We start from the raw sequence: 12,734 nt of genomic DNA on the forward strand, positions 1-12,734 counted from the left end.
TCAAGGAGCTCCAGTTTGGTCATGGTTTCCACTCCCGCTACCGCAGACACCCACGTCGCGTTAAGTGAAGTCGAGGTCCTGCGCATCCGCAACGACTTCCCGGTCCTGGATCAGGAAGTCAACGGCAGGCCCCTCGTTTACCTGGATTCCGGCGCCACCTCACAGAACCCCCGCAGCGTGCTCGAAGCCGAGCAGGAGTTCTACGAACTGAGGAATGCCGCGGTGCACCGCGGAGCCCACCATCTGGCCGTCCAAGCCACCGACGCGTTCGAGGACGCCCGGGCCACAGTGGCCGGCTTTGTGGGGGCCGCGGAGGACGAGCTTGTCTGGACTGCCAATGCCACTGCCGGGCTCAATCTCCTCGCGTACGCCTTCTCCAATGCCAGCATCGGCACCGTTGGGGCCGACGCCCGCCGTTTCGCCCTCGGCCCGGGGGACGAGGTGGTGGTGACGGAAATGGAACACCACGCCAACCTGATTCCGTGGCAGGAGCTCTGCCGGCGCACCGGAGCCACGCTGAAGTTCATCCCCATCGACGACGACGGCGCGTTGCGGCTTGACGAGGCGTCCCGGCTTGTTACCGGACGCACCAGGATCCTTGCCTTCACGCATGCGTCGAATGTCCTCGGAACCATCAACCCGGTATCCGAGCTGGTACGGCTGGCCCGGGAAGTCGGCGCCCTGGTGGTGCTGGACGCCTGCCAGTCCGCGCCGCACCTGCCCTTGGACTTCAAGGCCCTGGACGTCGATTTCGCCGTTTTCTCCGGCCACAAGATGCTGGCCCCCACGGGCATCGGCGGTGTCTACGGCAGGCGGGAACTGCTGAACGCCATGCCTCCGTTCCTCACCGGAGGCTCCATGATCACGACTGTGACGATGGAAAAAGCAGAATACCTCCCTGCGCCGCAGCGGTTCGAGGCCGGCACGCAGCCCATTTCGCAGGCTGTGGCGCTCGCCGCCGCCGCGAACTACCTGCGTGAAACCGGCATGGAACGTATCGCGGGCTGGGAAGCCTCGCTGGGCCAGCGGCTGGTCCGCGGGCTGAGCGCCATCGACGGAGTCCGCGTCGTGGGGCCGGGGCCAGGCGTGGAACGGCTCGGCCTGGCGGCCTTTGACGTTGCCGGCGTGCACGCGCACGACGTCGGACAGTACCTGGACAGCATGGGCATCGCCGTCCGTGTGGGGCACCACTGCGCGCAGCCGCTCCACCGCCGGCTGGGCCTGACCGCCACCACCCGGGCGAGCACGTACCTGTACAACACCGCCGATGAAGTGGACCTCCTGCTCGAGGCCGTGGCACAGGTCCGGCCCTACTTCGGTGCAGGAAGCGCGGGGGAGTCCAAATGAGCGCATTGGACGCGATGTACCAGCAACTGATCCTGGAGCACGCAAAGACCCGCAGCGGGTCAGACCTGACGGCTGACGAAGCCGCGGCCATACCTGAGCAGGCGGGGGTGGGGCAATGCCATCAGCTCAATCCGGTCTGCGGCGATGAAATAACGCTGCGCCTTGAGCTGGAGGCGGCCGGAGCGCAGCCGACGGTGAAAGGCATCCACTGGCACGGAGACGGCTGTGCCATCTCAATGGCCTCGGCCTCAATACTGAGCGAATTATCCGAAGGCGCGTCGCCGGCGGAACTGGACGAAATGATCGGTCATTTCAGGGAGCTCATGCGCTCACGCGGCCGGTTGGAGCCGGACGAGGCAATCCTGGGTGATGCGGCGGCCCTGGCGGGCGTGGCGAAATATCCGGCCAGGGTCAAGTGCGCCATGCTGGCGTGGGTGGCTGCCGAGGACGCCTTGCGGCAGGCCGTATCCACCAGCCGCTAGGTCTTCCCGGCCTCCGGGTGCTCGTCATCCGCGAGCGTGGAGTGGTGCTGGACGTAGTCCTCGATGGCATGCTCGGGGACCCGGTAGGACCGGCCGAACCGGACCGCCGGCAGATCATGCGCCTTGACGAGCCGGTACACGGTCATCCGGGAAAGGCGCATGACTTCTGCGACCTCGGAAACTGTGAGGAAACGGGTATTGGAAAAACCTTCAGCGGCCACTGTGCTCAGCTCTCCTGGGACGTAGTTCAATCCTGAGGACGTACTTGAATCCTGAGATAAACGTCGCTGAGCCGATCGCCGATCTTACCGCTACTTTATGGCATGGTGAGCTTGATGTGAAGAGCGCACGGCAATGGGGAAAAAGACAAGTAGTGACTACTCTAGTGGCGTCCGGGGCTTCCCCGTAGCCTCTAAATATGGCTGATATCCAGGACGACGCTGAATGGCGGCAGACGCAGCACAGGATTCGCAGGGCGGAAATTGTGTGCGTTATAGCGCTGGTGGTACTTACGGTACTGACCATCGTTGCCGGCTACTCGGACTTTGTCCGGTAGCGCCGCAGGGCGGGAAATCAGGCACGGCAAACAAAACTCCGGCAGGTGGGGACCAACCGGAGTTTTGATTGTGCAGTGGAAATTTGAAGATTAGTGGGGAAATACAAGAATTACCCACGCGATAAGCCCCAATAGTGTAAGGCCGAAATATAACGACCAATTTCTGCGGTCGTTTTTACGGTGGCTGCCGTGCCAAACCCGTTCCATATCGTTCGCATCCATAGCAGAAAATCTATGGCTTATCACGATCAGATAACAGCGTGTTGTCCACCTCACTTATGCCCCCGCCTACTCCATTTTCCGCGCGGAGTACTCGAGTGCCCGGGCGGCCAGGCGATCCCTAAGTCCGCCTGGCCGATGAGCAGGCTAGGTGCCCAGGCCGGCGATGCCGATAGCCGCTGTGGCGGCACCGAGCACCATGGAGACGGACACCAGGACCACGTGCACGGTAAGGAACTTTGTGGCCTTGCCTGCTGCGTCACGGGCCCGCCGATCCTTCATCACGCGGCGGAGGAACTGGGGCCAGACCACCAGGGACCAGATGCCGGCAATGATCAGGATCCAGGCAAGAGCTACCGGGAGATGCACGGGATTAGTGGCTTTCCAGCCAGGCCTGCGCCTGCTGCGACTGGATGTTCAGTGCCTTGCCCACCATGGGCTCGGCAGCATCGGCGATTTTGCCGCCGAGGAACGGGACCGAGGACGTAACGGTGCCTTCGAGCTCTACACGGGTGCTGCCGCCCTCGGCGATGAGCCGCTGCACAGCGCTAACGTCCAGCGGTGCACCGGAAATCTTCAGGCTGATGTTGCTCCGCCGCGAGCCGTCCGCGGCGGGGGCTTCCCAGGTCTCAAGCTGGGTCACGGTGAGGCTGTCGCCCACGAACTTCCGAGCAATCTCCGGCAGCCGGGTGGTGGGCAGGGTGCGCACCGAAGTGGTGCTGAAAGCGCCGGCGACATCGCCGTCGACCTTGAACGATTCAAGGGTTCCGCCAACCAGTTCACTGGTGTGGCGCTGGAAATCTTCATTGGCGAATACCGCCGCTACGCGATCGACGCTGTGCGGCAGGGTGGTGGAAGCACTCAGTGCCATTGTTCCTCCATAGGTTGGGGGTATGGGCCATGGTTTTTGCCTCACACATCCTACGTTGCGCGCCCCGCCTACTCCGATTCGGCCGCCTCCAGCTTTTGCGCCGCGGCCGTGATGTTGTGTGACATCGCCGGAAAGATGACGCTGTGGAACGGGAGCACGGCGAGCCAGTACAGCCGGCCGCTGAGGCCCTTCGGGAAGAAGATGGCGCGCTGACGGTACCGGCTGCCGGTGCCGTCAGGTTCCACCGACAGCTCCAGCCAGGCACGGCCCGGCGCGCGCATCTCGGCACGCCACCAGTCCACCACCTCGCCCTCGGCAAGCAGGTGCGGGTGCCGTCGGCCGCGAAGCAGACCGGCACCGCCGGTCAGTTTGTCCAGCCATCCACGGACCCGCCACGCCAGCGGCAGGGAGTACCAGCCGTTGCGGCCACCGATGCCCTCGATGATGGTCCAGACATACTTGGGGTCCACCGCGCTGCTATAGCTCCGTTCGTCGACGAACACGCGGTGCCCGGCCCAGTCCGGGTCGCTCGGCAGCGGGTCGGCGTCCGCGCCCGCGCTGGCCCAGGTGGTCTCCACCTGGGCGTCGCGTTCCTTGCTGAGGGCGAGCGCGACGGCGCGCCGGTACGGGGTCAGGCCGCCTTCCGGCAACGGGATGTACTTGTCGATGTCGTGCTCCCTTGACACGGCGTCGTGTTGGAGCGACTGGACCAGCGGCAAGGACATGGACAGCGGGATGGGCGTGGTCAGGGCCACCCACATGCCGGCGAGTTTGGGCGCGGGAATGGGCAGCGCCAGCACCACGCGGTGCGGCAGTCCCGCCTCGGCGGCGTACTCCTTCATCATTCCCGCGTATGAGAGCACCTGGCGGCAACCGATGTCGAAGGTGCGGTTGATGGGCCCTTCCAGGGATGCCGCGGCGACGAGGTAGTGCAGCACGTCCCGGACCGCAATGGCCTCAATCCGGTTCCGCACCCAGCTGGGCGCCGGCATGAGGGGGAGCGTCTCTGAGAGGTGCCGGATCATTTCGAAGGACGCCGACCCTGATCCGATCACGACGCCCGCCTGGAACACGACCGCATCCACCGGACCCGTGAGGAAGACCTTGCCGACAGCTTCCCGGGACCGCATGTGCGTTGAGAGTTCGGCGCCTTCCGGGTGCAGGCCGCCGAGATAGACGATTCGCGCTACGCCCGCGTCAGCTGCGGCCTTTGCGGCGGTCCCGGCCATGGTCTTCTCCTTGGCCTCGAACCCGGCGCCTGCCGCCATCGAGTGGACCAGGTAGTAGAGCACGTCGACGCCGTCCAGCGCTGCGCGGAGCACGTCGCCGTCGTCGAGGCTGCCGGGAATGACTTCAACCTGCTCCAGCCACGGCACGCCGGCGATCTTGGCCGGAGTCCGCACGACGACTTTCACCGTGTGCCCGGCCTCGAGGAGCCGGGGAACAAGCCGCCCGCCGATATAGCCGGTGGCACCGGTGACAAGCACGGTTTTGGGGGTGCCGTTCATTGGATCTCCTCGGAACGTTCCTGGAAAGCATCGATAGAAAGCCAGCTTAGCAATCCAAGTTTTTCCAAAGGCCGCTAATCAATGCTGGGGCCATCCATTGAACCGAGCAACCACGTTGAGGGGGAGCCGGTATGAACCCGATGGAGGAAAAAGGTCATGGCTAAACATCGCAAGTCCCGAAAGGGGGACGGCATGCTGCATACACAGGACGGCACTTTCTCGAGATATTGCTGCTGAATTTGGGCAATCCCGTCTCCAAGAGCCGGATAATCGACATTCTTTGGGGCTCCAGCGCCGGGGGCGGAACCGTCGCAACCCTGGAAAGCTACGTCAGCGGCATTCGCCGCGCGATCCAGCCGGGCAACACCAAGAACGGCCCGCTCCGCACCGCCAACGGAGGCTACCTCCTGGATCCGGAGCTGGTGGACCTGGACCTCTCCAAATTCCGCCAGCTGGTCAGGAACGCCTCTCACGCCTCGCCCGAGGAGGCGTACGCGCTGCTGGCCGACGCGCTGGAATTATCTGCCGATCCGCTCCTGGGCTCAGAACTGGCCGCGGACTGGGCCGATGAGGCGAGGACCCGGCATCTGGCCGAGCGCGTGGCTGCCCAGATCCACGCCGCCGAAACAGCCGCCCTGCTCAACAGGCCCACCGAATCGGTCCGCCTGGCACGGGCCGCCGTGGCGTCCGACCCCCTCAACGAGCGGGCATGGACAGTGCTGGTGACGGCCTACGAACTGGCCGGACTGCCTGCCGAAGGCCTGGCCGCCTACGCGCGCTGCCGGCGGATCTTTGACCGTGACCTCGGCTGCGCTCCGGGCCCGGCGCTGCAGGCCGCGCACCTAAGGCTCCTGCGCCAGCGCGCGGAGGCAGATGTGGAGCTGTCGGAAGTCATGGCCGCGCTGCTGTACCTGGGGGAGACCCTGAGCGGCCGCAGGCAGCCACCCGGGTTCGCCGCCGAGGCCGGGCTCACCCGCGAACACGCCGGGCGCATCGTTGACTCATTCCTCCAGAGGGCGCGGGCCGCGGTCTGACGTCCGCTGCCTGAAGCCCGCGGTCGCGGTAGGCTGGGAAGACCCGGGATTCTCGCGAATTTCGGGTCTTCGTGTTGCCTGCTTTCCCGTGATCATTCAGGAGTTTCTGCCATGAGCCTCAACGGCCCGTCACTCACAGGCCTGCGCCGCGCGCTCGCCGGAGACCAGACCTTCGCCCGTGTGCAGGCTGAAGCGTCCCGGAGCTTTGGATCCCGCAGCGAGGACTACCAGATCAGCGCGCCGGCCGGCCTGCGGGCGGCCCTGCTGGCGGAAATGTCCGACGGCCTGGCGGCGCTCGGTGCGCCGGACGGAACCCACGACGACGGCGGGGCGCCCCTGGTGCTGGCCGTCACCGCCACCGGACGCGAAGCAGAAGACCTTACCGCGGCCCTGCGGGCCTACCTGCCGGCCGATTCGGTGGCTGAATTCCCCAGCTGGGAAACCCTTCCGCACGAGCGGCTGTCCCCGCGCTCGGACACCGTGGGCCGCCGCCTGTCCGTACTGCGCAGGCTGGCACACCCCGAGACAGCCTCCGGCGGGCCGCTGCGCGTGGTGGTGGCTCCCGTCCGGGCGGTGGTCCAGCCGATCGTGGCCGGACTGGGCGAACTGGTTCCCGTCACGCTGCGGGTTGGCCAGGAGGTCCCTTTCAGCGACGTGGTGCGCAGCCTCGCTGACGCTGCCTACGCCCGTGTGGACATGGTGACGCACCGCGGCGAGTTCGCGGTCCGCGGCGGCATCCTGGACGTGTTCCCGCCCACCGAGGACCACCCGGTCCGGGTGGAGTTCTTCGGTGACGAGGTGGACCAGATGCGCTGGTTTGCCGTCGCCGACCAGCGGTCCCTCTCCTCGCCCGGCCTGCACCACCCCACCGAACTGCATGCCCCGCCGTGCCGCGAAATCCTGATCACCCCAGCCGTGATGTCCCGCGCCGCGACGCTGAAGGCCCAGCTGCCCGCCGCTGCCGACATGCTGGAGAAGATCGCCGGCGGCATCACGGTGGAAGGCATGGAATCGCTGGCCCCCGTCCTGGTGGATTCCATGGTCCCCTTCGTGGAACAGCTGCCCGCCGGGTCCATCTCCGTGGTGATCGAACCGGAGAAGGTCCGCACCCGCGCCCATGACCTCGCAGCCACCAACGAGGAGTTCCTCGAGGCGGCGTGGTCCACGGCGTCCGACGGCGGCACGGCACCCCTTGATTTGAGTTCCGCGGCGTCCGAAGCGCTGCATTCGGCCAGCTTCCGCTCGCTGACTGAAACCCGCAGCTCCGCCCTCGGCCAGGAAGTCTCGTGGTGGTCCATCACATCACTGGCCACTGACGAAGAGCTGACACCGGACATCAACGTGCTCAACCTGCACGCCCGGGAGCCCCGCGGCTACCAGGGCGACGTGGCGGAGATGATGGAGTTCATCGGCTCGCACGTCCGGGACCAGTGGCGCATCGTGGTTGCCACGGAGGGCCCCGGCCCGGCGCAGCGCCTGGCCGAACTTTTCCACGACGCCGACATCCCGTGTGCCCGGGTGGACTCGCTGATTGACGAACCCCAGGCCGGCATCATCGAGGTGACCACCGCCGCCGTCGGACGCGGTTTTGTCCTGGACGGTCTCAAACTCGGCCTGCTGACGGAAGCGGACCTGCTGGGGCGCACGTCCGCCGGTTCCACAAAGGACATGCGCCGCATGCCGTCCAAGCGGCGGAACGCCGTGGACCCGCTACAGCTCGTGGCCGGGGACTCCGTGGTGCACGAACAGCACGGCATTGGCCGGTTCGTGGAGCTGATCCAGCGCCGGGTGGCCGGTGGAGGAGACGGGGTGCGCGAATACCTGGTCCTGGAATATGCCCCGTCCAAGCGCGGAGCCCCGGGCGACCGGCTCTTTGTGCCCACCGACCAGCTGGACCAGGTCACCCGGTACGTCGGCGGGGACACCCCGGCACTGAGCAAGATGGGCGGCGCGGACTGGGCCAGCACCAAGTCCAAGGCCCGAAAGGCGGTCAAGGAGATCGCCGGCGAGCTGATCCGGCTCTACTCGGCCCGGATGGCCTCGCGCGGCTACGCCTTCGGCCCGGACACCCCGTGGCAGCGGGAACTGGAGGAGGCCTTCCCGTACGTGGAGACCCCGGACCAGCTGACCACCATCAATGAGGTCAAGGCCGACATGGAGCGCGAGATCCCTATGGACCGGCTGATCTCCGGCGACGTCGGCTACGGCAAAACCGAGATCGCCGTCCGCGCCGCGTTCAAAGCCGTCCAGGACGGCAAACAGGTCGCCGTGCTGGTGCCCACGACGCTGCTCGCCCAGCAGCACTACGAGACGTTCACCGAACGGTTCTCCGGCTTCCCGCTGGTGGTCAAGCCGCTGTCCCGCTTCCAGAGCGGCAAGGAGGCCAAGGAAACCGCCGACGGCGTCAAGAGCGGTTCCGTGGACGTTGTGATCGGCACACACCGGCTGCTGTCCAAGGACTTCGGCTTCAAGGACCTCGGCCTGGTGATCGTGGACGAGGAGCAGCGCTTCGGCGTCGAACACAAAGAGGCGCTCAAGAAGATGCGCACCAACGTGGACGTGCTGGCCATGAGCGCCACCCCGATCCCGCGCACCCTGGAAATGTCCTTGACCGGGATCCGCGAGACTTCCACGCTGGCCACTCCGCCGGAGGAACGGCACCCCGTCCTGACCTACGTGGGCCCCTACACGGACAAGCAGACCTCCGCGGCGATCCGCCGCGAACTGATGCGCGAAGGCCAGGTGTTCTTCGTCCACAACCGGGTGTCAACGATCGACCGCACCGCAGCGAAGATCCGGGAACTGGTACCGGAGGCCCGCGTGGAGGTGGCGCACGGGCAGATGTCCGAAAGCCGCCTCGAGCAGATCATCGTGGACTTCTGGGAGAAGCGCTTCGACGTCCTGGTGTGCACCACCATCATCGAAACCGGCCTGGACATTTCCAACGCCAACACCCTGATCGTGGACGGCGCGGACAAATACGGGCTCTCCCAGCTCCACCAGCTGCGCGGACGCGTGGGCCGCGGCCGCGAACGCGCCTACGCGTACTTCCTGTACCCGGCGGAAAAGCCCCTGGGCGAGGTGGCGCTGGAACGGCTCAAAGCCGTGGCCGCCCACAACGAACTGGGCGCGGGCATGCAGCTGGCCATGAAGGACCTGGAGATCCGCGGGGCCGGCAACCTGCTCGGCGGCGAACAGTCGGGCCACATCCAGGGTGTGGGCTTCGACCTCTACATCCGCCTCGTGGGCGAGGCCGTGGCAGACTTCCGCGGCGAGGCCGAGGAAAAGGCCGCCGAGATGAAGATCGAACTGCCAGTCAACGCCCACCTGCCGCACGACTACGTGCCAGGGGAACGGCTGCGCCTCGAGGCCTACCGCAAACTGGCTGCCGCCCTCACGAACGAGGCCATCGACGAGGTCCTGGCCGAACTCGTGGACCGTTATGGCGAACCGCCGCTGCCCGCCCAGAACCTGATCGCCGTCGCCCGCTTCCGCGTGGGAGCCCGCGAAGCCGGGCTGTCCGACGTCGCCCTGCAGGGAAACTTCATCAAGTTCTCACCGGCGCAGCTGCCCGAATCGAAGACCATGCGGCTCAATCGCATGTATCCCGGAGCGCAGTCCAAGCCTGCCCTCGATGCGGTGCTCATCCCCAAGCCAAAGACCGCCAAAATCGGTGGCCGGGACCTGCAGGACGCCGAGATCCTGGAGTGGGCCAACGGAGTGATCCGGAACATTTTCTCCGACGCGCCGCTAGCGGTGAAATAAAGAATGATGGGAGGACATCACGCCGCGTCGGGAGCCGCGGCGTGGGTAGCTATTGCGTCCACGGGGTCGTACACCCTGAGCTGGTACCCACTGGACGCCACCGGAATCCTGATTGGCGGCATGGCGACGGCGGGGACGGCGCTGATTTGCGACTGGGACCACCGGCACAGCACCGTGGCCAACTCGCTGCCGCCGCTGTCCAACGTCATTGCCGTGGGCATTGAGAACGCCAGCGGCGGGCACCGGCAGGGCACGCACTCGGTGCTCGGGGCGGCCTTCTTCGTGCTGCTCGCCACGCTGGCCGGGCAGATCCAGCTGCAGACGGACTGGGGCCTGCTGTCGGTGGGCGCCGGCCTGCTCTGCATGTTCATGATCAATATCGCCGCGAAGGCGCTGAAGCTGTTCCCGAAGGCCGGCTTCATCAGCAACTGGCTCTTCGCCCTGGCCATGGCCGGGCTGGTGACCTGGTTCGCGCCGGACCAGTGGACGTGGCTGCCCGTCTCCATGCTGACCGGCGTGGTGGTGCATATCGTGGGAGACATGATCACCACCGGGGGAGTGCCGCTGTTGTGGCCGATCGTGATCAAGCCGCCAAAGTTCCTGCGGAAACTGCCGGTGCTCAACGACGTCTGGAAGGCGAACGGCGCCTTTTCCATTCCGCTGCTGGGGCGGGCCGGCTCCAAGCGGGAATGGCTCGTGCTGATCCCGGTGAGCGCCTACGCCATGGTGGGAATGTGCGTGGCAGCCTGGTCACTGGCCAAATCGCACTACCCGGCAGCGCTTGCGTTCGGAAGCACCCTGGTGAGCGGCCTGTTCGGCGCCGGCTAGCCGCTCAACTGCCTTGCCGGTCAACTGCCAAGCCGCTGAAACGGCTGGCCGCTTAATTGGCTGAAGCCCCGGAAGATCCGGGGGCTTCAGCTGTTTAAGTCGTGGGTCCTAGTGCTCGCCGGCCGAATCCGAACGGCCCAGGACGGTCTGCGGGATCCAGAACGCTGAGGCGAAGAGACCCAGGCACACAGCCATCGGCCACGGGTTGCCCAGCGTGAGGAAGGACAGCGAGTAGATGGAGCCGAGGAACAGGGCCATCATGATCACGAAAATGACGATGCTGGCTGCAAGGTTGTTCTCGTTCTGAGGGGTCTTGGGGCTATCAACGGTCTTGGACATTCATTCCTCCTCGGCCCCGCAGGGCTCAAAACGCCCCGAAGGGCTCAAAAACTGTGGCGCTGCCGGATCTGTCAGTACGCGGACGAACCCTGTTCGCCCTTGACGATCGCGATGCCGGAGCTGGCGCCAATACGTGTTGCACCTGCTGCAATCATAGCCTGAGCATCGGCCAGCGAACGTACGCCGCCGGAGGCCTTGACCCCGACATCCGGACCCACAGTGCGGCGCATGAGGGCCACGTCCTCAACCGTGGCGCCGCCGCCGTTGAAACCCGTGGACGTTTTCACGAAGTCCGCACCGGCCGCCACCGCCGCCTCGCAGGCGAGGACCTTCTGGGAATCGCTGAGCAGTGCGGTCTCGATGATCACCTTCAGGATGGCGTCACTGGCGTGCACAGCCTCGGCGACGGCCCTGATGTCGTCCACCAGCGCACCCTTGTCATTGGCGCGGGCGGCGGCAATGTTGATCACCATGTCCACCTCGTCGGCGCCGTCCAGCACGGCGCCCCGGGCTTCGAAGGCCTTGACGTCGCTGGGCGTTGCACCCAGCGGGAAGCCGACCACCGAACAGGTCAGCACGCCCGAGCCCTTGAGCGCGGTGGTGACGGTTTTGACCCACACCGGGTTCACGCAGACGGACTTGAAATGGTACTCGGCGGCTTCGGAACAGACCTTGAGGATCTCCGCTTCACTGGCCTCCGGCTTCAGCAGCGTGTGGTCGATGAAGGAGGCTATTTCTGCCGGGGCGGTGGCCGCCCCTGCTGCTGCGTCGGGCATTCCGGGCGCGGTGGCGTCGTTGCTCATGGTGGTCCTTCCTGGGTGGGCCTGCCGGGCCTCGTGGGCAACAGGCTCCGTGTTCGGCGTGGCTTCTCAGGTGACCATCTTGCCATAACGGCGCTAGGCGGCAGCGGGGACGGCTTCCTGCAGGGTTGCCTGCATGAGCTGGGCCGCGCAGGCGCCCGCCGCCGAGCCGGATGCGACGAGGAGCCCGAGGCGTACACCGTCGAACGAGGCGGCATCGCCGATGGCCCAGATTCCCGGGACGGACGTCCGGAAGTCCTGTCCGATGGCGATTCCGCCGTTCGCTGCTGTCGCAAGGCCTGCGCTGGCTGCCAGCCCGTCCCGGGCCACCCGCTCCTCGGCGAGGACCACCAGGTCGCCGTTCATGCTGCTGCCGTCGTCGAAGACAATTCCGGCGGCGGGGAGTGCGGAGCCGGCCAGCGTCGGGACCACCGATGCCGGCCGGAGCGTGGTGCGGATGGGCCGTACCCCCCGTGCACGCAGGACCGCTTCCGCCTGGCCCGCCTCGGGGCCGGTTCCCACCAGGATCCCCAGCGGCCTCCGGCCGAGGACCCGGGTCACTTCCTTGACGGCTTCGCCGATCCGGGCGGCGTCGTCGATGGTGGAGTAGCTGAGGCAGCGGCTGGCGCCGTCCACGGGAGACAGGGCCGGGGCGGAGCCGGTGGCAATCACCAGCTGGTCATAGCTGAATTCCAGGCCGTCCGCGGTGGCCACCCTGCGGTTGGCTGCATCGATGAAGCTGGCCGGCTGGCCGAAACGGATCGAAACCTGGGGGAGCGCGGCGAGCTCCAGGAGCTCGGACGGGGCATCGTCCCGGTTGCTGAGCACCGTGATGCTGCCGGCGAAGCGGGACCGGTCCAGCTGGCTCACCAAGGCCCGGGCAGCCGGTCCGGCGCCGGCGATGACCACCCGCGGCGACGCGGACGACGCCTGGGACGTGGCGGAGGAGGAGGTGGACGCTGCCGAAGCGGACATGTGAAGGCCC

Annotated in this window: 13 protein-coding genes; 6 read left to right on the forward strand and 7 right to left on the reverse strand. The window is 66.4% G+C overall.

Annotated elements, in window-relative coordinates:
• The first annotated feature begins 15 nt into the window (after window positions 1–15).
• Together J7I79_RS09410 and sufU are read left to right on the forward strand one after the other, a co-directional pair.
• The gene (locus tag J7I79_RS09410) at window positions 16–1,347 is read left to right on the forward strand and encodes a SufS family cysteine desulfurase (protein ID WP_214952584.1); all 1,332 of its coding nucleotides are present in this window, start codon (window positions 16–18) and stop codon (window positions 1,345–1,347) included.
• Window positions 1,344–1,829 (forward strand): Fe-S cluster assembly sulfur transfer protein SufU, encoded by a 486-nt coding sequence (gene sufU / locus J7I79_RS09415; RefSeq protein WP_214952586.1) that lies wholly within the window; start codon window positions 1,344–1,346, stop codon window positions 1,827–1,829. The genes J7I79_RS09410 and sufU overlap by 4 nt, the downstream gene beginning before the upstream one ends.
• Here sufU and J7I79_RS09420 read toward each other — a convergent pair.
• On the reverse strand, window positions 1,826–2,050 hold the full coding sequence (locus J7I79_RS09420; protein WP_011691098.1) for a helix-turn-helix domain-containing protein: 225 nt from the start codon (window positions 2,048–2,050) through the stop codon (window positions 1,826–1,828). The genes sufU and J7I79_RS09420 overlap by 4 nt on opposite strands.
• Before the next feature lie 197 nt (window positions 2,051–2,247).
• Here J7I79_RS09420 and J7I79_RS09425 point away from each other — a divergent pair, with 197 nt between their 5' ends.
• Entirely contained in the window at window positions 2,248–2,385 is a 138-nt protein-coding gene (locus J7I79_RS09425) for a hypothetical protein (RefSeq protein ID WP_214952588.1), read from the forward strand.
• A gap of 366 nt (window positions 2,386–2,751) precedes the next feature.
• Here the strand turns inward: J7I79_RS09425 and J7I79_RS09430 are convergent, their stop codons facing one another.
• The 3 genes from J7I79_RS09430 to J7I79_RS09440 all read right to left on the reverse strand — a co-directional run bounded on the left by J7I79_RS09430 (window position 2,752) and on the right by J7I79_RS09440 (window position 4,983).
• Window positions 2,752–2,973, reverse strand: a complete 222-nt coding sequence (locus J7I79_RS09430) for an SCO4848 family membrane protein (RefSeq protein ID WP_214952590.1) — start codon at window positions 2,971–2,973, stop codon at window positions 2,752–2,754.
• Between the two features lie 4 nt (window positions 2,974–2,977).
• Window positions 2,978–3,475 (reverse strand): DUF2505 domain-containing protein, encoded by a 498-nt coding sequence (locus J7I79_RS09435; RefSeq protein WP_214952592.1) that lies wholly within the window; start codon window positions 3,473–3,475, stop codon window positions 2,978–2,980.
• A gap of 68 nt (window positions 3,476–3,543) precedes the next feature.
• Entirely contained in the window at window positions 3,544–4,983 is a 1,440-nt protein-coding gene (locus J7I79_RS09440; protein WP_214952594.1) for an SDR family oxidoreductase, read from the reverse strand.
• A 239-nt stretch (window positions 4,984–5,222) separates the two neighbouring features.
• Between J7I79_RS09440 and J7I79_RS09445 the strand changes: the two genes are divergently transcribed.
• The 3 genes from J7I79_RS09445 to J7I79_RS09455 all read left to right on the forward strand — a co-directional run bounded on the left by J7I79_RS09445 (window position 5,223) and on the right by J7I79_RS09455 (window position 10,610).
• Entirely contained in the window at window positions 5,223–6,017 is a 795-nt protein-coding gene (locus tag J7I79_RS09445) for a BTAD domain-containing putative transcriptional regulator (RefSeq protein ID WP_251042601.1), read from the forward strand.
• Between the two features lie 111 nt (window positions 6,018–6,128).
• Window positions 6,129–9,782 (forward strand): transcription-repair coupling factor, encoded by a 3,654-nt coding sequence (gene mfd, locus J7I79_RS09450; protein ID WP_214952596.1) that lies wholly within the window; start codon window positions 6,129–6,131, stop codon window positions 9,780–9,782.
• A 3-nt stretch (window positions 9,783–9,785) separates the two neighbouring features.
• Window positions 9,786–10,610: a metal-dependent hydrolase gene (locus tag J7I79_RS09455; protein ID WP_214952597.1), complete on the forward strand. Its 825-nt coding sequence runs from the start codon at window positions 9,786–9,788 to the stop codon at window positions 10,608–10,610.
• A 108-nt stretch (window positions 10,611–10,718) separates the two neighbouring features.
• On the opposite strand, the gene J7I79_RS09460 is transcribed toward J7I79_RS09455, so the two are convergent.
• From J7I79_RS09460 to J7I79_RS09470, 3 genes are all read right to left on the reverse strand, one after another.
• Window positions 10,719–10,949, reverse strand: a complete 231-nt coding sequence (locus J7I79_RS09460; protein WP_214952599.1) for a hypothetical protein — start codon at window positions 10,947–10,949, stop codon at window positions 10,719–10,721.
• Window positions 10,950–11,020: 71 nt separating this feature from the next.
• Entirely contained in the window at window positions 11,021–11,752 is a 732-nt protein-coding gene (deoC, locus tag J7I79_RS09465) for a deoxyribose-phosphate aldolase (RefSeq protein ID WP_214952601.1), read from the reverse strand.
• A gap of 93 nt (window positions 11,753–11,845) precedes the next feature.
• Window positions 11,846–12,724, reverse strand: coding sequence for an FAD-dependent oxidoreductase (locus tag J7I79_RS09470; protein WP_214952603.1), 879 nt, complete (start codon window positions 12,722–12,724; stop codon window positions 11,846–11,848).
• Window positions 12,725–12,734 lie beyond the last annotated feature (10 nt).

It is taken from the genome of Arthrobacter sp. ISL-69, assembly GCF_018613775.1.
Classification (GTDB): Bacteria; Actinomycetota; Actinomycetes; order Actinomycetales; family Micrococcaceae; genus Arthrobacter.